At 65.9% G+C, this 17,531-nt stretch carries 21 protein-coding genes and 1 tRNA gene; 9 read left to right on the forward strand and 13 right to left on the reverse strand.

The window, feature by feature from the left end; genetic code table 11:
- Positions 1-176: 176 nt before the first annotated feature.
- A complete protein-coding gene (locus RBH22_RS09345; protein ID WP_256546650.1) occupies positions 177-1,388 on the forward strand; it encodes an inorganic phosphate transporter in 1,212 nt (403 codons plus the stop codon).
- On the opposite strand, the gene RBH22_RS09350 is transcribed toward RBH22_RS09345, so the two are convergent.
- Positions 1,389-1,820 carry a universal stress protein gene (locus RBH22_RS09350; RefSeq protein ID WP_256289193.1) on the reverse strand — a complete coding sequence of 144 codons (432 nt, stop codon included), beginning with the start codon at positions 1,818-1,820 and terminating at the stop codon, positions 1,389-1,391. It abuts the gene before it with no gap.
- 159 nt (positions 1,821-1,979) lie between these two features.
- Here RBH22_RS09350 and RBH22_RS09355 point away from each other — a divergent pair, with 159 nt between their 5' ends.
- A complete protein-coding gene (locus RBH22_RS09355) occupies positions 1,980-3,125 on the forward strand; it encodes a cobalamin-independent methionine synthase II family protein (protein WP_306677317.1) in 1,146 nt (381 codons plus the stop codon).
- A gap of 124 nt (positions 3,126-3,249) precedes the next feature.
- On the forward strand, positions 3,250-3,879 hold the full coding sequence (locus RBH22_RS09360; RefSeq protein ID WP_306677318.1) for a class I SAM-dependent methyltransferase: 630 nt from the start codon (positions 3,250-3,252) through the stop codon (positions 3,877-3,879).
- Between the two features lie 46 nt (positions 3,880-3,925).
- Here the strand turns inward: RBH22_RS09360 and RBH22_RS09365 are convergent, their stop codons facing one another.
- The 6 genes from RBH22_RS09365 to pyrF form a co-directional block, all read right to left on the reverse strand.
- A complete protein-coding gene (locus tag RBH22_RS09365; RefSeq protein WP_306677319.1) occupies positions 3,926-4,768 on the reverse strand; it encodes an ion transporter in 843 nt (280 codons plus the stop codon).
- Positions 4,769-5,120: 352 nt separating this feature from the next.
- Positions 5,121-5,195 (reverse strand) — tRNA-Val (locus tag RBH22_RS09370).
- An 84-nt stretch (positions 5,196-5,279) separates the two neighbouring features.
- Positions 5,280-5,813 carry a cob(I)yrinic acid a,c-diamide adenosyltransferase gene (locus RBH22_RS09375; protein ID WP_256289197.1) on the reverse strand — a complete coding sequence of 178 codons (534 nt, stop codon included), beginning with the start codon at positions 5,811-5,813 and terminating at the stop codon, positions 5,280-5,282.
- Positions 5,810-6,058: a glutaredoxin gene (locus tag RBH22_RS09380; protein ID WP_256289198.1), complete on the reverse strand. Its 249-nt coding sequence runs from the start codon at positions 6,056-6,058 to the stop codon at positions 5,810-5,812. Before RBH22_RS09380 ends, RBH22_RS09375 begins: the two co-directional genes overlap by 4 nt.
- A gap of 165 nt (positions 6,059-6,223) precedes the next feature.
- Positions 6,224-6,355 (reverse strand): hypothetical protein, encoded by a 132-nt coding sequence (locus RBH22_RS09385; RefSeq protein ID WP_306677320.1) that lies wholly within the window; start codon positions 6,353-6,355, stop codon positions 6,224-6,226.
- Between the two features lie 117 nt (positions 6,356-6,472).
- Positions 6,473-7,285, reverse strand: coding sequence for an orotidine-5'-phosphate decarboxylase (gene pyrF / locus RBH22_RS09390; RefSeq protein WP_306677321.1), 813 nt, complete (start codon positions 7,283-7,285; stop codon positions 6,473-6,475).
- Between the two features lie 175 nt (positions 7,286-7,460).
- Between pyrF and hmgA the strand changes: the two genes are divergently transcribed.
- Complete coding sequence (hmgA, locus tag RBH22_RS09395; RefSeq protein WP_256545803.1) at positions 7,461-8,672, forward strand: hydroxymethylglutaryl-CoA reductase (NADPH); 1,212 nt, start codon at positions 7,461-7,463, stop codon at positions 8,670-8,672.
- 16 nt (positions 8,673-8,688) lie between these two features.
- On the opposite strand, the gene RBH22_RS09400 is transcribed toward hmgA, so the two are convergent.
- The 4 genes from RBH22_RS09400 to RBH22_RS09415 all read right to left on the reverse strand — a co-directional run bounded on the left by RBH22_RS09400 (position 8,689) and on the right by RBH22_RS09415 (position 11,970).
- Complete coding sequence (locus RBH22_RS09400; protein WP_306677322.1) at positions 8,689-9,042, reverse strand: hypothetical protein; 354 nt, start codon at positions 9,040-9,042, stop codon at positions 8,689-8,691.
- Positions 9,043-9,045: 3 nt separating this feature from the next.
- Complete coding sequence (locus RBH22_RS09405) at positions 9,046-9,582, reverse strand: DUF5817 domain-containing protein (protein ID WP_306677323.1); 537 nt, start codon at positions 9,580-9,582, stop codon at positions 9,046-9,048.
- Positions 9,583-9,676: 94 nt separating this feature from the next.
- On the reverse strand, positions 9,677-10,939 hold the full coding sequence (gene icd, locus RBH22_RS09410) for an isocitrate dehydrogenase (NADP(+)) (protein ID WP_256289204.1): 1,263 nt from the start codon (positions 10,937-10,939) through the stop codon (positions 9,677-9,679).
- 167 nt (positions 10,940-11,106) lie between these two features.
- A complete protein-coding gene (locus RBH22_RS09415) occupies positions 11,107-11,970 on the reverse strand; it encodes a hypothetical protein (protein WP_256545806.1) in 864 nt (287 codons plus the stop codon).
- Positions 11,971-12,158: 188 nt separating this feature from the next.
- Between RBH22_RS09415 and RBH22_RS09420 the strand changes: the two genes are divergently transcribed.
- Entirely contained in the window at positions 12,159-12,839 is a 681-nt protein-coding gene (locus RBH22_RS09420) for a DsbA family protein (protein ID WP_306677324.1), read from the forward strand.
- Between the two features lie 61 nt (positions 12,840-12,900).
- Here RBH22_RS09420 and RBH22_RS09425 read toward each other — a convergent pair whose 3' ends face one another.
- Positions 12,901-13,287 carry a helix-turn-helix domain-containing protein gene (locus RBH22_RS09425; RefSeq protein ID WP_256545808.1) on the reverse strand — a complete coding sequence of 129 codons (387 nt, stop codon included), beginning with the start codon at positions 13,285-13,287 and terminating at the stop codon, positions 12,901-12,903.
- Positions 13,288-13,407: 120 nt separating this feature from the next.
- On the opposite strand from RBH22_RS09425, the gene RBH22_RS09430 reads away from it, so the two are divergent.
- Positions 13,408-14,463, forward strand: coding sequence for a ring-cleaving dioxygenase (locus RBH22_RS09430; RefSeq protein ID WP_306677325.1), 1,056 nt, complete (start codon positions 13,408-13,410; stop codon positions 14,461-14,463).
- Positions 14,460-15,116, forward strand: a complete 657-nt coding sequence (locus RBH22_RS09435; RefSeq protein WP_306677326.1) for an alpha/beta hydrolase — start codon at positions 14,460-14,462, stop codon at positions 15,114-15,116. The genes RBH22_RS09430 and RBH22_RS09435 overlap by 4 nt, the downstream gene beginning before the upstream one ends.
- A 42-nt stretch (positions 15,117-15,158) precedes the next feature.
- Here the strand turns inward: RBH22_RS09435 and RBH22_RS09440 are convergent, their stop codons facing one another.
- Positions 15,159-15,854, reverse strand: a complete 696-nt coding sequence (locus RBH22_RS09440; protein ID WP_306677327.1) for a metallophosphoesterase family protein — start codon at positions 15,852-15,854, stop codon at positions 15,159-15,161.
- A 162-nt stretch (positions 15,855-16,016) separates the two neighbouring features.
- Between RBH22_RS09440 and map the strand changes: the two genes are divergently transcribed.
- Both map and RBH22_RS09450 read left to right on the forward strand, forming a co-directional pair.
- Positions 16,017-16,907, forward strand: coding sequence for a type II methionyl aminopeptidase (map, locus tag RBH22_RS09445; RefSeq protein ID WP_306677328.1), 891 nt, complete (start codon positions 16,017-16,019; stop codon positions 16,905-16,907).
- A gap of 5 nt (positions 16,908-16,912) precedes the next feature.
- Positions 16,913-17,524, forward strand: a complete 612-nt coding sequence (locus RBH22_RS09450; protein ID WP_306677416.1) for an HIT domain-containing protein — start codon at positions 16,913-16,915, stop codon at positions 17,522-17,524.
- The last annotated feature ends 7 nt before the right edge of the window (positions 17,525-17,531 follow it).

Genomic DNA, 17,531 nt, shown 5'->3' on the forward strand with positions numbered 1-17,531 from the left:
CGAGAGAGAGTGGTGTCTCTCGACGGTAGTTCCGATGGGTTGTCGTACCCAAGAGCGCTGAACGTTTATACTGCAGCCAATACGGTGTGTAGGTATGGACAACACCCGAGAATGTGCCACCGTGCCTCGTCACGCTGGAGACGAGCGTCGGCACGAACTCGCAGGGTGGCACTGAGATGACGGTCGGCGTCGCCGGACTGGTGTTTTGGATTCTCGTCGCACTCGCAACGGTCACCAGCCTGGTGACGGCGTGGACCCTCGGCGCGAACAGCAACTCGCCACCGTTTGCGCCCGCGATTGGTGCGCAAGCCATCTCGACGATGAAAGCCGCGTTCCTCATCGGGATCCTCGCCGCACTGGGGGCACTGACGCAGGGAGGAAGCATCTCCGCGACGGTCGGCTCGGGGCTGGTAGCTAACGCACAGATTACCTCTCTCGGCGCGATAGCTGGCCTGCTGACGGCGACTGGCTTCATGGCGTTCGGAGTGTATTCGGGATACCCGGTCCCGGCCGCGTTCGCGACGACAGGCGCGATGGTCGGCGTCGGGCTCTCACTGGGTGGGGATCCCGTCTACAGCACCTATCAGCGCATCGCCCTCTTCTGGGTGCTCGTTCCGCCGATATCCGGCGGGTTGGCCTACCTGACCGCGAAGGTTCTCCGGCGCGACGACATCCCAGAGACGCTCGGGGTCCCGCTTCTGGCAGCCGTCGTCGGAGCGATCGTGGCAAACATTCCGCTCGGTGTCATCCCCGCACCCGCCGGTGACCAGCAGGGCACGATCGCCGGGATAGTGCGACTACTCGTCGACTCCGCAGTGCTGCAGACGGCCGGGGAGCTCCTCGTGACGCTCTTGGTCGCAGCAGTGAGCTTTCGGTTCATCCGGCAGCGGACGCAGGACTCGGTGGATCGCGGTATCAAGACGTTTCTCGTGCTTCTCGGAAGCGTCGTCGCCTTCTCCAGTGGTGGCAGTCAGGTCGGACTCGCCACTGGCCCGCTGGAGAACCTCTACTCCGTAGAACTGGGCGTCCCAGGAATCGCGCTGCTCGCACTCGGCGCGGTCGGCATTCTCGGTGGTGCGTGGATGGGCGCACCGCGACTCCTGCAGGCCACGTCCCGTGAGTACGCCCAGTTGGGCACGCGCCGCTCGATTGCGGCGCTGGTACCCGGGTTCATCATCGCGCAGGTGGCGATCACCCTGGGCATCCCGATTTCGTTCAACAACATCATCATCAGCGGCGTCATCGGTGCTGGCCTCGCGGGTGGGAAAGCAGGCGTCTCCCGCCGGAAAATCGGCGTCACAGTGGTGTTTTGGTTCATCACGCTGGCCTCGTCGACAGCGATCGGATTCGGGCTCTATCGGGCATTTGCCACCGTTCTCGGGGCGTAGTCACCGGACGACGGTGACTGTCACAGGTGCGCCACCGACGACATCAGTCGCGACAGTACCGAGGAGCCGGCGGGTGAGTTTGTGTCTATCGCCGCCGTGACCACCCATCACGATGTGGTCGACCGCGTGGTTTTCAGCGAACTGGAGGATCGTGTCGGCGGGCTTGCCCGTCTCGATAGCCGTGTCGACATCGTAGCCTGCCTGTTCGGCTTGTCGCTTCGCGCGGTCGATGAGAGTTTGGGCGCGCTCGCGGGCGGTTTCTTCCCGTTCTTCCCCAGTTTCCACGATGCCACTCTCGCTCATCGAACTGTCCACCGGCGTGACAACGTTGAGTACGGTCACGGTACAGTCGAACGTCTCGAGTGCGTGGACGAGTGCGTCGTCGGCCAGTGGCGAGCCGTCCAGCGGAACCAGCACGTGGGATGGAGCCATACGGCTACTCTGTGACCGAACGTCAAGTCGTTTGACATCCGCTCGCGGGCACCACGCATCTGGTGGGCGCTCGCGGTTGGATATAACTTATAAGCATACTTTTTTCGATTATAATAGCACAAATCATATTACGTCCGAGATGGTGTATTTCCACAACGAATGACCGTCGACCGCATCCTGACGACCCACATCGGAAGCCTGCCTCGAACGCCGAAGCTCCTCGAACTCCTGAAAAAGCGCCAGGACGGTGACGCCGTCGACGAGGAGGAGTGGCACCAGACCGTCGTCGATGCGACCGAGACGGTCATCCAGCGGCAGGCCGACGTCGGCCTCGACATCGTCAACAACGGCGAGCAGCCTCGGGTCTCGTTCAACTGGTACGTCGCGAACAGGCTCTCGGGCATCGGCGACACCCGTGACGCCCCGCTGTGGGACGATCTCGCGGACTTCCCCGAGTACGCCGAGGACGCGTTCCACGCCGAGGGGATCGACCTCACAAAGCAGCCGTCGGTCACCGGCCCCGTCGAATACATCGGCGAGGAAGCCGCACACGAGGAGATCGATACGTTCTTCGAACTGCTCGACGCCGGCGAGTACGACTTCGAGGGAACGTTCCTGACGGCAGCCTCGCCGGGCGTCGCGGCCGCCACCCTCGTCAACGACTACTACGACTCCCACGAGGAGTTCCTCTCTGTGGTCGGCGACGCCCTGAAAAAAGAGTACGAGCTCATCGCCGAGACGGGCGCGACCCTCCAACTCGACGCCCCCGACCTGCTGACGACGGGCCACCGCGGCTTCGGCGACCGACCAGTGGAGAAACTCAAACCGATCGTTCGGATGCACGTCGAGGCGCTGAACGAAGCCACGAAGGACATCCCAGACGAGCAGCTCCGCGTCCACACCTGCTGGGGGAGCTACGAGGGACCCCACCACCGCGACAAGCCGCTCGAAGAGCTCATCCCGATCCTCTACGACCTCGACATCGGCGGGCTCTCCATCGAGGAAGCCAATCCCCGCCACCAGCACGAGTATCGGGTGTTCCGCGAGCACCCCCTGCCCGACGACTGGACGCTCATCCCGGGCGTGGTCGACGTGAAGACGAACGTCGTCGAACACCCCGAAGTCGTCGCCGACCGGATCGAGCGGGTCGCTACCGCCGTCGACGACCCCACGCGGATCGTCGCCGCGCCGGACTGCGGCTTCGACACCCAAGCCGGTCTCGCGATGGTCCACCCCGACATCGCCTGGAAGAAGCTCGAAGCCCTCGTCGAGGGCGCTGTGGTCGCCACCGACCGCTTGTTCTAGAACCGTCCGACCAGCTCTGCTAAGACCATCGCGGCCGACCCGTCCGCAGGTCGACCACGACCGACCTCACGCCACGTCGCTCCGTTCATCCGCTCTTATGTCGTCACAGCACGTACCGCCTCGTATGCCCACATCGGAACCGTTCGAGACCCACACCGAGCGGTACGAGGGATGGTTCGACGAGCACCCGGACGTCTATCGCTCCGAACTGGAGGCGCTAGGACGGCTCGTGCCGACGGAGGGCTACGGCCTCGAAATCGGCGTCGGGAGCGCGCGCTTCGCCGCTCCGTTGGGAATTGACGTCGGGATCGATCCCGCCGGCGAGATGCTCGAGTATGCCCGCGACCGCGGTATCAGCGTGGTTCGCGGCGTCGCCGAGGCGCTCCCGTTCACGACTGATGCGTTCGACACCGCGCTGCTCGTGACGACGATCTGTTTCGTCGACAACATCCCGCGGACGCTGTCCGAGGCCGAGCGCGTTCTCGACGCCGATGGCTCGCTCGTGATCGGCTTCATCGACAAGAACAGCCCGGTCGGCGAGATCTACCAGGAGACGAAAGAACAGAATCCGTTCTACCGCGACGCCACGTTCGTCTCGACCGCGGAAGTCATGGACGCGCTGGACGCAGCGGGGTTCACCGACTTCGAGTTCGTGCAGACGATCTACCAGTGGATAGAGGAGATCGACGGTCCCGAACCGGTCGAGGAGGGGTACGGCGACGGCTCGTTCGTCGGCATCAAGGCGACGCGGTAGGCGACGTCGCAGGCCGTCGGCGCAGTCAGGAGATGACGGCCGGACGTCACTCCCGCGAGTCCGCCTCCTGATAAATCACGTGTCCGCACGCCTTGCAGTGTGAGGCGTCGGGGTCGTGATACTCCAGCCCGCAGTCCGGACACCTGACGTTGACCTTCTCTCTGGAGGTCCACTCTTTGAGAATCTTGCTGGCCTGCCGCGGGATGACGATGATGGCAGCCAGAATCGATCCCACTGTCACCCAGCGTCCTGGCTGTGTCACCGGGACGATGTCGCCGAAGCCGACCGTCGAGAGGGTGACGACGGTGTAGTAGAAGGCGTCGCCGAACGTCTCGACGTTCGGATTCGCGCCGCTCTCGGCGCTGTAGAACAGACCGGCGGAGGCGAAAAGCAGGACGAGAATCGTCAGAAGAAGTTTCATCGCGCGCAGCGTGTTGTCCGAGACCGTGCCGAAGAAGAACTCCGCGTCCCGCGTGAACCGGTAGAACCGGAGCACGCGAATCACCCGAAGCACGCGCAGGAAGCCGATGTTCAACGCGCCGAAAGACACCGGCAGGAGCACGACCGAGAGCGTCGGCAGAATGGCCATCAGGTCCACCATCGTATAGCCGTTGAAGAACTCCGCGACGCGGTCGCGCGCGCCGTAGAGTCGGAGGACGTACTCGACCCCGAACACCAGCGCGATCACGACTTCGAGATTCCACAGCAGTGGACGGAATCCTGCAGAGATCGGGTACGTCTCGACGATGAAGATGGCGACGAACACCAGATTCAGCCCCAGCAGCGCGATGTCGATGGCCTTCCCCGGCGCAGTTTCGTGATCCAGGAGATAGAACCGTACCAACTGCCGGGGGCGCCCCTCACCCGGCACCGACGCGTCGCTGTCCATAGGATGTGTAGTTGCTACCCCATTATAATGGGCGGCCGTCCTCGATTCTCGCGAGCGTGTTTTTGCGACCCACCGATGCGCAGGAACCGGCCGCAAGACACAGGCTGACTCGCAGTACCGGTCTCCTCATAGGACGCCGAGGGTTCTGCCCAGTTCGATCCGAGTAGCCAGTTCGACCCTCGCTACGCTCGACGGGTTGTACCGTCAGAAAGTGGGTCGGGGCGGATTCGAACCTCGGTCGGACGTGCTCACTCACTTCGTTCGCTGCGCGCGACCTCCCTGGCTCGAATCCGCGTGTCCACTTCGACGAACGGACTCCTCACTATCGTTCGTCGGTGCGGTTCGTCAGAAGTGGGTCGGGGCGGATTCGAACCGCCGGCCTGCTCCGTGTGAAGGAGCCGTCATAACCGGACTAGACCACCGACCCGCGCCTCGGTTCTTCCGCGTGGCTGGACTTAAGCGTTCTTCTTCGCGGCGTTGCCAGCGAACCGGCCGCGACCGCGTCGACCCGTCAGTACGTGGGCGACTCCTCTGGAACGCCGTCGCGGGCGTTGACAAGGCGTCCGAGGACGAACAGCGCGTCCGAGAGCCGATTGAGATACCGGATCGCCTCGCTGTTGACGGGGTCGTCGGCGGCGAGCGCGACCGAGCGCCGTTCAGCCCGGCGCGCGACGGCGCGCGCGTGGTGGAGCGTCGCGCCGGCTTCGCTCCCGCCCGGGAGGATGAACGACTCCAGTGGGTCAAGCTCGGCGTCGGCCTCGTCGATCGCGTCTTCCAGTTCGTCGACGTGCGCCTCGGTCACGACCGGGTCGTCCTCGTCGGGATTCGGGTTCGCGAAGTCCGCCTGCACGACGTGGAGGTGGTTCTGGATTCGTTCGAGCGTCTCGTCGACGTCGTCGTAGCCAGTCGGGCGGGCGGTCCCGATGAGCGCGTTGGCCTCGTCGACGGTGCCGTAGGCCTCGATTCGCGGACTCGTCTTCGCGACGCGCGACATATCCCGCAGGTCGGTCATCCCGTCGTCTCCGCGGCCGGTGTAGATCTTCATTGGTTCGAGGCGAGCGTACGCTCGATGTAGGTTTCGATGTTCTGGCTCTCGTTCATCGTGACGCCGCGCTCGTCGTCGACGAGGACGGGCACGACGCGCTGGCCACTCACGCGCTTGACCTCGTTGCGCTGTGAGTGCAGCGCGTCGACCCACTCGGTCTCGTACGCGACGTCGTGTTCCTGCAGCGCGTCGTGGACTGCCTCACAGAAGGGACAGCCGTCGAGCGCGTACAGCGTGATGCTCATACGGTCCCTTGCGGGCGCTGGACCAAAGAGATTTGCTCGTGACCACACCCCCGACTGAAGTGGGTGCGCCGCGTACGCGCACGTATGAGCGTGACGGGTGTCTGTCAGGTGTGCGAACAGCGGGAGGCGGAGTACACCTGCCACCGGTGCGGCGCGGCAGTCTGTTCAGTGCACTTCGACCAGGATCGCGGCGTGTGCGTTCACTGCGCGGATCCGGAGGGCCGAGAGGACGTGTTCGCCGAGGGCGACGCCTCCGGCGACGTTCCGGGGTTCCGATAGCGTCCCACAGCCGTTCATAGGGGTTATCGTAACTGTTCGGAGATTCTCGCCGCACCGTCCGGCGAGACATCTATGCGGACGTACGATACTCCCTATCAGCGCAGCATCACCAGTCGCCGGTTCAGCGCGGCACCGTCAGTCGCTGCCGCGGTACTGGTTCAGCCGTCGCTGGAGCCGACGAGCGGCGTCTCCCGCCGCCTTCGCGAACGCCTCGCCCTCATCCTCACCGGCGAAGATGATGCCGCGCGAGGAGTTCACGAGGCCGACGCCGTCGGCTAAGCCGTGTTCGACGGCCGCCTCGGCGTCGCCGCCCTGTGCGCCGATTCCGGGCACGAGGAAGGGGAGGTCGGGGACCTGTTCGCGGATCGACTCCAGTTCCTCGGGCGCGGTCGCGCCGACGACGAGGCCGACGTTCCCGTGTTCGTTCCACAGGTCCACGAGCGCGGCGACCCGTTCGTAGACCGCCTCTCCGGAGGCGAGTTCGAGGTCCTGGAGGTCGGCTCCGCCGGGATTCGAGGTGCGGCAGAGCACGAACACGCCTTTGTCCTCGCGGTCGAGGAACGGCTGCAGCGAGTCCCGGCCCATATACGGATTGACCGTGATCGCGTCGACCTCGTCGAGCAACTGCGCGTACTGGCGCGTCGTGTTCCCGATGTCGGCGCGCTTTGCGTCCAGGAGAACCGGGACGCCCTTGCCCTTCGCGTAGGCGATCGTCTCGCGGAGCGCGCGCCAGCCGTCCGCGCTCTCGTAGAACGCCGCGTTCGGCTTGTAACAGGCGGCGTACTCGTGCGTCTCGTCGATGATGCGACGGTTGAACGCCCACTGCGGGAGGTCCTTCTCGAGGAGATGGTCGGGGAGTCGCGAGCGGTCGGCGTCGAGACCGACGGAAACGACGCTGTCGACCCGCTCGATGCGGTCTGCGAGTCGCTCGAAGAACGGCGCGGTCATATCTGATGCTGTCTTGCGGGGGACGAGTAGGTTTCCCTTCGGGTGCGGCCTGTTGTCAGCGTAGGCGGGCGAGCGATACGGCGAATCCGTAGGATGGGGTCACAGGTGAACCCAACCTTCCCCCCGGGATCGGTGAATCGGAAACCGTTAGGGAGCCCCCGCGGAATGAGAGCGTATGACTGACGCCGCTGACCTCGCCGCGCGGGTCCGCGAGGGGGAGCTTCGACTCCACGAACTGGACGACCACGCCGACGCCGACACCGCCACCGAGGCACGTCGACTCGTCGTCGAATCGGACACCGACGCCTCGCTCGACGCCGTCGGAAACTACGGCTTCCCGGCCGAGCGCGCGGAGTCGAACATCGAGAATATGCTCGGGACCGTGCAGGTCCCGATCGGCGTCGCCGGCCCCGTGTCGGTCGACGGCGGCGCGGCCGGCGGCGAGACGTACCTCCCGCTGGCGACGACCGAGGGCGCGCTGCTCGCGAGCGTCAACCGCGGCTGTTCGGTGCTCTCGCAGGCGGGCGGCGCGAACGCGCGCGTCCTCAAGTCTGGGATGACGCGCGCGCCCGTCTTCCGCGTCGCCGACGTCGTCGAGGCTGAAGCGCTCGTCTCGTGGGTCCGCGACAACACCGACGCGCTCGTCGAGGCGGCCGAGTCGACGACGAGCCACGGCGAACTCCTGGACGTGACACCGTACGTCGTCGGCAACTCCGTCTACCTCCGCTTCCGCTACGACACGAAAGACGCGATGGGGATGAATATGGCCACGATCGCCACCGAGGCTGCCTGCGAGGTCGTCGAGTCCGAGACCGGCGCGGACCTCGTCGCCCTGTCGGGGAACCTCTGCACCGACAAGAAGCCCGCCGCGATCAACGCCGTCGAAGGGCGCGGCCGGAGCGTCACGGCCGACGTGACGATCCCGCGTGACGTCGTCGAAGACCGCCTCCACACGACGCCCGGCGCCATCGCGGAGCTGAACACGCGAAAGAACCTCGTCGGCTCGGCGAAGGCCGGCAGTCTCGGCTTCAACGCCCACGTCGCGAACGTCGTCGCCGCGATGTTCCTCGCGACCGGCCAGGACGAAGCTCAGGTCGTCGAGGGGGCGAACGCCATCACGACCGCCGAGGAGCGCGACGGCGACCTCTATCTCTCGGTGTCGCTGGCGTCGCTGGAGGTCGGAACGGTCGGCGGCGGGACGAAGCTCCCGACACAGGCCGAAGCACTCGACGTGCTGGGCGTCCGCGGCGGCGGCGACCCGGCGGGCTCGAACGCCGACGCGCTCGCGGAGTACATCGCGGTCGGCGCGCTGGCGGGCGAACTCTCGCTGCTCTCGGCGCTCGCATCGCGGCATCTCTCCAGTGCTCACGCCGAACTGGGCCGGTAACGACGCCCGCTCTCGGTCAGTCGCCGCCGAACGGCCCGAGGAGAAGCAGCATCCCGACGGCCACGAGTCCGAACCCAACGGCGACCAGCGGCGTCTCCGGGAGCGCGGTCTCCGCACCGGCCGCTGTCCCGCTTCCGAGTCCGATCGAGAGGGCGAGCCAGCCGATGCCCGAGAGCGACAGCCCGACGCCCCGGCGACGCTGTCCCTGGATCACCGCCGCAGCCGCCAGAATCGTGTGCCCGGCGAGGAAGGCGACGCCGGCGAACACGAGTTGGCGGGTGACGAGCGCGAAGACGCCGCCGGCGACGAAGCAGCCCACGACGACCGCGCGAGCGATCGTACCGACGAGATCCGAGCGCGTTCCACCCATCGTTCAGAGGAGGCGGTACGTCCCCCGCGACTCGGAGGCCTCGCCGCGTCGGGTCAGTTTGCTCAGTAGTTCGCGGGCTTTCTCGCCCGGGACGCCCCGCTCGTCCGCGTATGCCGCGATGTCGTCCGCGGTCGGGGCGTCGCATTCGCGGAGGGCGTCGCGGACGACGTCGATCTGACTCCCGGACGAGCCGGCGTGTGTCCCCTGCGAGGCGCGCTCGCCGGCGGCTTCGACTTCGTCGGCGTCGAGACCGGACCCTTCGAGGTACTCGGCGTCGTCGACGCCGCTGTCGTCGATCTCGCGCTCCATCTCGGCGACGTGTGCGGTCTCGGCGAACGCCTCGCTGTTGCCGCCCTGCTTCGCGAGCAGGGCCGCCCGCGCCTGTCGGGCCGCCTCGCGGTCGTCCTCCTCGACGAACCGGCGGAGATTCTTCGTCTGGTGAGTCCGCCCGCACCGCGGACACGTGGCCGTCTCGGCGGCTCGTGCGTCCTTTAGGAGCCAGAGGTGCTCGCAGTCGGTGCAGCCGACGACGGCGTACATACTCCGGAGTTCCTCGTGATCGGATTTGAACCTTCGGCTCGGCGGCGTCGAGGAAAAATACAGAAGAGATCCGAAACCGTGCGTCGAGCGGCGCTTACGCCAGCTCTTCGATGTTCTCGACGACCTTCTCGGCGAACTCGGAGGTCGCGAGCTTCGTGCCGCCCTCGATCTGCCGGTGGAGGTCGTAGGTGACGTCGCCCTCGGAGATCGTCTTCTCGACGGCGTCGCGGATGAGTTCGCCGGCGTCCTTCCAGCCGATGTACTCGAACATCAGGCGGCCCGAGAGGATCATCGCCGTCGGGTTCACCTTGTCCTCGCCGGCGTACTTGGGTGCGGAGCCGTGGACCGGCTCTGCCAGACAGAGGCCCTCACCGAAGTTCGCGCCCGGCGCGATGCCCAGGCCGCCGATCTGTGCGCCGGCCGCGTCGGACATATAGTCGCCGTTGAGGTTCATCGTCGCGATGACGTCGTACTCGCTGGTCCGGGTCAGAAGCTGCTGGAGCATATTGTCCGCGATGCGGTCGTTGACGACCAGCGTGTCCGCGGGTGCCTCGCCGTCGTACTCCTCCCAGAGTTCGTCCTCGGTGATGACGCCGTCGTCGTACTCCTCTTCGGCGACCTCGTAGCCCCAGTCACGGAACGCGCCCTCGGTGAACTTCATAATGTTCCCCTTGTGGACGAGCGTGACGGTGTCGCGGTCGTTCTCGAGTGCGTAGTCGATGGCCTCGCGGACGAGTCGCTTCGTCCCGAACTCCGTGATGGGTTTGATGCCGATCCCGACGGGGCCGTCGTGGATCACGTCGTCTTCGCCCATCTCGTCTTCGACGAATTCCTTTACCTGCTCTACCTCGTCGGTTCCGGCTTCCCACTCGATGCCGGCGTAGACGTCTTCTGTGTTCTCACGGAACGTGACCATATCCATCGCCGCGGGGTCTTTGACGGGCGAGGGGACGCCGTCGATGTGGTAGGTCGGGCGGACGTTCGCGTAGAGGTCGAGCTTTTTGCGGAGCGCGACGTTCAGCGAGCGGAAGCCGGCGCCGACGGGCGTCGTGAGCGGGCCTTTGATCGCGACGCGGTGCTCGCGAATCGCGTTCACGGTGTCGTCGGGGAGGTTCTCACCGTACTTCTCGCGGGCGGACTCGCCGGCGTAGACGCGCATCCACTCTACAGAGCGACCGGTCGCCTCTGCGGCGGCGTCGAGTACCTTCTGGGCGGCGGGACCAACGTCGGTTCCGATCCCGTCGCCGTGGATGATCGGAATGATCGGGGTGTCGGGGACGTTCAGCTCGCCGGTCTCCTCGTCGGCAAGCGTGATCTTCTCGCCCGTCTCGGGGGCTTCGATCTGGTCGTAGCTCATAAACATCAGCTACTTTCCGCACCTGTCGTAAATTACTGCCGTTATCGCTTTCCAGAAGCAGAACTTGCCAGCAGCAATCATACACGGAAAAACGGGAGATTCCCATCGTCAGCGTCAGTTCGCCGGTTCCGCTCCAGTTTCCGTGCGCACTTCCGCGTCTGTTTTCGTTACTCGACGACGAGCCAGGGGACTTCCATCAGCGGCGGGATGTGCGTCTCGATGTGGTGCTCCCAGACGCCTTCCTCGCCGAATGCCTCGCCGTGGTCGGCGGTGACGACGACGGTCCCGTCGAGTTTCGGAACTAGGTCTGCGATGACTTCGAGCGCGATGCGGAGGTTCTCCTCGTAGAGTTCGAGGGCGGCCTCCCGCGTCCCGTTCTGGACGAGTTCGGTGGGGTCGAGTTCGAGCCAGAGACCGGCTTTCTGTGCGAGTTCGCTGCCTTCGAGAACGCTCTCGATCCGCGGGCGGATCGTCTGGCCGAGCGACTCGATAGGTCCGCCCTCGGCGTCGTCGCCGTTTTCGACCGCCTCTTCCTGTCGACGGATCCCCTTCTGGATCTGCTTGAGTTTCTGCCCCGCGCCACGGGAGAGATACGGCGCGTGCGGCTGCATATAGTGGAGGACGGTGCGCTCGTTGCGGGCGACGAGGTCGCGTCGTTCTTCGAGCGACGCTTCGAGACTCTCTGGCGGGACCGTCCCGAGGCTCTCGTCCCACCCGTGCTTCCAGACGTCGACGATGTCGCTGATATGTTCGTTGGCGGTCCACTCGTAGTCGCAACTGGCCCCCCACTTGAGTTCGTTCAGTGGGATGCCGAGATCGTTGATGAACGGATTCCCGGAGAAGTACGCGATGTCGTGGTGGTCGGTGAACGTCCGGTAGGCCCACTCGGGCGTCGACGAGCCCACGCTCCAGCGCTTTTCGACCGTCCCGTCGAGATACTCCTCGTAGACCTCAGAGAAGACGTCGTAGCGGCACGCATCCAACACCAGACAGTAATCCCAGTCGGATGCCAGAAAGTCCTGGTCTCTCATCACCGACCGGGGATTTCATCTCGGGCACCGTATTTGTACTGTTTCACGACACTTTTCTCACCGCGTGCGAACGTGCAGTACACCCCTTCACGAGCACGTACATCCGCCACGAACGCGCGGAGCCGTGTCGCGTCACCGGTCTCGCCATCAGACGCTTCTTGTGCGCGCGCCTCCACGACGCGAACGAGATGGCCGATTCCGACACCGACGACAGTGTCAGCAGCGACATCGATACCGAGACGGACGCGCTCGCGGAGATCACAATCTACTCCGATTACGTCTGCCCGTTCTGTTATCTCGGCCGGCAGTCCCTCTCACAGTATCAGGCCGAGCGCGACGAGCCGATCCGGATCGACTGGCGACCGTTCGACCTTCGATCGAGCAAACGGCGCCCGGACGGCACGATCGACTACGAGGCCGACGACGGCAAAGACGACGAGTACTACGAACAGGCGAAAGAGAACGTGCGGAGACTCCGCGACCAGTACGGGGCCGAGGAGATGGAACTCGACATCGCGACCGACGTGGACTCGTTGCCGGCGCAGTTGGTCTCGGTCGCCGTCCGCGAGACGTACGACTACGAGACGTGGCTCGCGTTCGACGAGGCGGTCTTCGCCGCACTCTGGCACGAGGGGCGCGACATCGGCGAGGAGGACGTGCTGCTCGACCTCGCAGACGAGGTCGGTGTCGAAGCCCAATTCGTCCGCGACGCGCTTGCCGACGAGGAGCGGCGGGGCCGGCTTCGCGAACGCTTCCGCGACGCGCAACAAGCCGGGATTACGGGCGTTCCGGCGTTCGTGTACGACGATTACGCCGCCCGCGGTGCCGTCCCGCCCGAGCAACTCCGACGGCTCGTCGAGGGCGCGTAAGCAGGTGGTGAAGAATTGAGAGAAGCGAGAACAGAAGCGTTGCTGCCGCGGTCTCGGTCCCCTACTCGTCTGCAGAGCCACCGTCAAGGGCGACGGCAGCGGGGTCCTCGCCGGTCGGCGTCGCGTGCAGCCACTCGTCGGCCCACGACTCGATCTCGTCGAAGACCGGACACAGCGAGCGTCCCTTCGGCGTCAGCGAGTAGTAGGTCGCGACCGGCGCGTCCTCTTCGAGCCGCCGGTTCACGAATCCCAGTTCCTGGAGGTCGTCGAGGACGCGCGAGAGCGTCCGCGAACTGGCGTCCGTCGAGCGCTTGAGCTCGTTGAAGCGCTTCTCGCCGTCCTGAAGGTCGTGCAGGACGATGAGTCGCCACTGCGAACCGATCTGTTCCAGCGAGTCGATCACCGAGCAGGCCTCCTCGTCGTATTTCTCGTCGGGTTCTGGGGACACAGACGTCACCTGGTGACATTTTCGTCCGCGAAGGTACAAATGGTTTCGCCTCTATAGTAGGTAACAGAGCGATACCTGCCGAGAGCGACATCCGTTCGGCAGTACGCTGCATCACTCACTATGAAGACTACAGGTATTCACCACGTCACGGCCGTCGCCGGCGATCCGCAGCAGAACCTCGACTTCTACACCGAGGTTCTCGGACTTCGCCTCGTCAAGCGAACGGTCAACTTCGACGATCCCACGACGTATCACCTCTACTACGGCGACGAGACGGGCAGCCCGGGCACAGCGCTGACGTTCTTCCCCTTCGAGGGCGCGCGGCAGGGCCGTCCCGGCCGCGGGCAGGCGGTCGCAACGGCGTTCGCCGTACCCGAGGGGAGCCTCGACTACTGGGCCGATCGGCTCGACGCCAGCGACGCGACTGTCCACGACCGGCAGACGCGCTTCGGCGCGGGCGTGCTCCCCTTCGAGGACCCTCACGGGCAACCCCTCGAACTCGTCGAGGCCGAGTCGCCGATCGAACCGTGGGCGGACGGCCCCGTTCCAGCCGACCGCGCGATTCGCGGCTTCTTCGGCGTGACGCTACACTCCGAGGAACCGGACGCGACGGCGAACGTCCTCGACGTGCTCGGCTTCGACCGCGTCGACTCGGAGCCCGACCCCGACGACGGTGCAGAGCGGGTCCGCTACGCCGCTTGTGAGGATCGCGCGACCGTCGTCGACGTGCTTCACCGCGGGCCGCCACGGGGTCGCCCCGGCGTCGGCACCGTCCACCACGTCGCGTTCCGCGCGGCCGACGAGGACGAACAGATGGCCTGGCGCGAGCGCCTCTCCGATGCTGGACAATTCGTGACACCGCAGAAGGACCGGCAGTACTTTCGGTCGATCTACTTCCGCGAACCCGGTGGCATCCTCTTCGAGATCGCGACCGACGGGCCGGGGTTCACGGCCGACGAGTCGGTCGCGGAACTCGGCTCGGAACTCAAGCTCCCGTCGTGGCTGGAAGACGAGCGCGAGCGGATCGAAGCGGCGCTGCCGTCGCTCGGCGCCGCCGATGAAACGGCGGCGAACGACGAGGGGAGTGAGACAACGGCGAACGCCGAGGGGAGCGGGGCACCGACGACTGACGAGGATGGTGAAGCCACAGCGACCGACGGTGGTGAGTGCCGATGAGCCGACCCGCCGATTCCGAGGACCCGCACGCGGGGCAGCCGATTCAGACCGCCGGCGCATCGCCTGCGGAGGCCGACGCCGCCGTCGTCCTCGTCCACGGGCGAGGCGCGCGGGCCGACGGGATGCTCCAGTTCGCCCAGGAGTTCCACCACGACGGCGTTCACTACGTCGCGCCGCAGGCCCAGCGCGGCACCTGGTATCCGAACCGGTTCGTCGCGCCGATCGAGCGGAATCAGCCCCACCTCGACTCGGCGCTGTCGCACCTCGAACGCGCCGTCGAAGAAGCCCGGTCGGGCGGGCTCCCGGCTGAAAAGGTGATTCTGGTCGGATTCTCACAGGGCGCGTGTCTCGTCTCGGAGTTCGTGGCGCGCACGCCGCGGCGGTACGGCGGACTCGTGCTGCTCTCCGGCGGACTGATCGGTCAGGAGGGGACCGACTTCGACTACGAGGGCGACGTCGACGGAATGCCGTTCTTCCTCGGCGTCAGCGACGACGACCCCCACATTCCGATGTCGCGCGCGGAGGAGACCGTCGAGGTGTTCGAACGACTGGGCGCCGACGTCCGATTCGACCGCTACGAGGGTCGTGGCCACGGAATCTTCGAGGAGGAGATCGAGTACCTCGACGAACTCGTCGCGGGCCTCGTCGAGTGAGAGACAGGCGCGAACGGCAATCTCTCGTCGATCGGCCGTCGATCAGTCGGCAGCGATCGTGGTCTGCTGCGGGCGGACCCACTTCGACTCCTTTCGGGACTGGACCGTCTCCTCGGGGCAGACCGTGACGAACTCGTCGTTCCGCCAGTCGTAGGCGGTGAGTTCGTTGCCGTAGACACAGCCGGTGTCGAGGCCGACGGCGTACTCGCGGACGACGGGGGCGGCCAGCGGCGTGTGCCCGAAGAAGACGCGGTCGGGGCCTTCGTAGACCTCCCACCAGAACGGTCGCTCGTAGCCCGACGACAGCGAGCGGAAGTTCTGGAGGTCGTCGACGTCGTGGTCGGCGAGCGGCTTCCGGGGGTCGACGCCGCCGTGGACGACGAGCGTGTCCTCCCACGAGAGGGCGACCGGCCGGTCGGCGATCCAGTCGAGGTCCTCGTCGGTGAGCGCTGCGATCGACTTCGAGCCGCGGAGGAGTTTCTCCTCGTTGTTGCCGCGGACGGTCATCATATTCGCCGACTCGCGGACGAGGTCGAGCACGCCCTTGCTGTCGGGGCCTTTCCGGACGAGGTCGCCGACGAACGCGACGAGGTCGTCGTCGGTCACTTCGAGTTTTCTGAGCAGTCGTTCCAGGTCCGCTCGGCAGCCGTGGACGTCGCCGACGACGTAGACGTCGTCCCACTCGCTGACGTCCAGGCGTTCGTGGTCGACGGCCGCGGCGAACTGTGGCTCGGTCATCGTTCGTGCCGTGAACTGTCGGGAGGCCTGTAAACGGTTGCTAGTATTCTCGGTGTGATCTATATAGTCACGCGTGGGTCTTGGCCCTACTGTGGGACGCCTTTCGCCGGTCGGATCGGCGGGTCCGGAACCTCTTTGAGACGTTCGACCAACTGTTCGGGTATGAGCGACGGACCTCTCGACGAGGAGACGCTAGCGAAGTACAGGGAGGCCGGATCGGTCCTCCGGCAGGTCCTCGACGAGGCCGCAGAAAAGGTCGAACCGGGCGTCACCCACCTCGAAGTCGCCGAGTTCGCCGAGGCGCGCATCGAGGAACTCGCAGATGGGTGCGCCTTCCCGGTGAACATCAGCATCGACGAGGAGGCCTCACACGCCACGCCCGGCCGCGACGAGGAGACCGAATTCGACGACGGGATGGTCTGTCTGGACTGCGGCGTCCACGTCGACGGCTACATCGCCGACGCGGCGGTGACCGTCGACCTCTCCGGGAATCCGGAACTCGTCGAGGCCGCCGAGGAGGCGCTCGACGCGGCACTCGACGCCGTCGCACCCGGCGTCGAAACTGGCGTGGTCGGCGGCGAGATCGAGGACGTGATCCGCGGCTACGGCTACACGCCCGTCCTGAACCTCTCGGGTCACGGCGTCGCGCAGTGGGACGCTCACACGGGCCCGACGATCCCGAACCGGGGCACCGACCGCGGGGTGGAACTCGAAGTCGGCGACGTCGTCGCCATCGAACCGTTCGCGACGACCGGGCGCGGCAAGGTCACCGAGGGCTCGAAAGAGGAGATCTACAGCCTCGAACGCGACCGCTCGGTGCGGAACCGCTCGGCGCGGAAGGTCCTCGAACAGGTGAAAGAGGAGTACCGAACCCTTCCGTTCGCCGCGCGCTGGCTGGACGAGCCGCGCGCTGAGATGGCCATCACACGGCTCGAACAGCAGGGCGTCCTCCACGGCTATCCCGTGCTGAAAGAGGACGACGGCGAACTCGTCAGCCAGGCCGAACACACCGTCGTCGTCACCGAGGACGGGTACGAGAACCTGACGGCGTGAGCGAGATGGACCAGGTGTTCGCACCGTGGCGGATCGAGTGGGTCGAACGCAACGGCAACGAGGACATCGACGGCTGCCCGTTCTGCGTTCTGCCCGAGCGTCACGACGACCGGGAGAGCCGGATCGTCGCCCGCAGCGAACACGCCTTCGTGATCCTGAACAACTACCCGTACAACCCGGGGCACCTGATGATCATCCCGTACCGCCACACGGGCGAGTGGAGCGACCTGCGCGACGCGGAACTGCTCGATCACGCACGGCTGAAAGTGGCGGCGATCGACGTCCTCGACGCCGCGTTCAACCCCGACGGCGTGAACGCCGGCGAGAACCTCGGCGGAAAGGCCGCCGGCGGGTCGATCGGCGACCACGTCCACACGCACCTCGTTCCCCGGTGGAGCGGCGACACGAATTTTATGCCCGTCATCGGCGACACGAAGGTGATCGTCGAGGCGCTCGAAGACACCTACGACCGCCTGCACGAGGCGTTCGCGTCGCTGCCGGCAGCGACAGCCGACGCTGACGCGGCGGACGGAACGGCCGCAGGCGAGTCAGGTGACAGCGACGGGCCGACGCGGGCCGTCAGGCTCGACTTCGATCTGGCGACCGAAGCGACTTAGCCCTCCG

The sequence above is a fragment of the Halobellus sp. H-GB7 genome (assembly GCF_030848585.1).
Taxonomy (GTDB): domain Archaea; phylum Halobacteriota; class Halobacteria; order Halobacteriales; family Haloferacaceae; genus Haloquadratum; species Haloquadratum inordinatus.

Bases quoted from the DNA above. Each gene is read 5' to 3' on its own strand.
- RBH22_RS09365 (WP_306677319.1), bottom strand. From the start codon at position 4,768: ATGGACAGCGACGCGTCGGTGCCGGGTGAGGGGCGCCCCCGGCAGTTG.
- RBH22_RS09435 (WP_306677326.1), top strand. From the start codon at position 14,460: ATGAGCCGACCCGCCGATTCCGAGGACCCGCACGCGGGGCAGCCGATT.
- hmgA (WP_256545803.1), top strand. From the start codon at position 7,461: ATGACTGACGCCGCTGACCTCGCCGCGCGGGTCCGCGAGGGGGAGCTT.
- RBH22_RS09375 (WP_256289197.1), bottom strand. From the start codon at position 5,813: ATGAAGATCTACACCGGCCGCGGAGACGACGGGATGACCGACCTGCGG.
- RBH22_RS09380 (WP_256289198.1), bottom strand. From the start codon at position 6,058: ATGAGCATCACGCTGTACGCGCTCGACGGCTGTCCCTTCTGTGAGGCA.
- icd (WP_256289204.1), bottom strand. From the start codon at position 10,939: ATGAGCTACGACCAGATCGAAGCCCCCGAGACGGGCGAGAAGATCACG.
- RBH22_RS09360 (WP_306677318.1), top strand. From the start codon at position 3,250: ATGCCCACATCGGAACCGTTCGAGACCCACACCGAGCGGTACGAGGGA.
- RBH22_RS09345 (WP_256546650.1), top strand. From the start codon at position 177: ATGACGGTCGGCGTCGCCGGACTGGTGTTTTGGATTCTCGTCGCACTC.
- RBH22_RS09440 (WP_306677327.1), bottom strand. From the start codon at position 15,854: ATGACCGAGCCACAGTTCGCCGCGGCCGTCGACCACGAACGCCTGGAC.
- RBH22_RS09405 (WP_306677323.1), bottom strand. From the start codon at position 9,582: ATGTACGCCGTCGTCGGCTGCACCGACTGCGAGCACCTCTGGCTCCTA.
- RBH22_RS09450 (WP_306677416.1), top strand. From the start codon at position 16,913: ATGGACCAGGTGTTCGCACCGTGGCGGATCGAGTGGGTCGAACGCAAC.
- RBH22_RS09420 (WP_306677324.1), top strand. From the start codon at position 12,159: ATGGCCGATTCCGACACCGACGACAGTGTCAGCAGCGACATCGATACC.
- RBH22_RS09350 (WP_256289193.1), bottom strand. From the start codon at position 1,820: ATGGCTCCATCCCACGTGCTGGTTCCGCTGGACGGCTCGCCACTGGCC.
- pyrF (WP_306677321.1), bottom strand. From the start codon at position 7,285: ATGACCGCGCCGTTCTTCGAGCGACTCGCAGACCGCATCGAGCGGGTC.
- RBH22_RS09385 (WP_306677320.1), bottom strand. From the start codon at position 6,355: ATGAACGGCTGTGGGACGCTATCGGAACCCCGGAACGTCGCCGGAGGC.
- RBH22_RS09400 (WP_306677322.1), bottom strand. From the start codon at position 9,042: ATGGGTGGAACGCGCTCGGATCTCGTCGGTACGATCGCTCGCGCGGTC.
- RBH22_RS09355 (WP_306677317.1), top strand. From the start codon at position 1,980: ATGACCGTCGACCGCATCCTGACGACCCACATCGGAAGCCTGCCTCGA.
- RBH22_RS09415 (WP_256545806.1), bottom strand. From the start codon at position 11,970: ATGAGAGACCAGGACTTTCTGGCATCCGACTGGGATTACTGTCTGGTG.
- map (WP_306677328.1), top strand. From the start codon at position 16,017: ATGAGCGACGGACCTCTCGACGAGGAGACGCTAGCGAAGTACAGGGAG.
- RBH22_RS09430 (WP_306677325.1), top strand. From the start codon at position 13,408: ATGAAGACTACAGGTATTCACCACGTCACGGCCGTCGCCGGCGATCCG.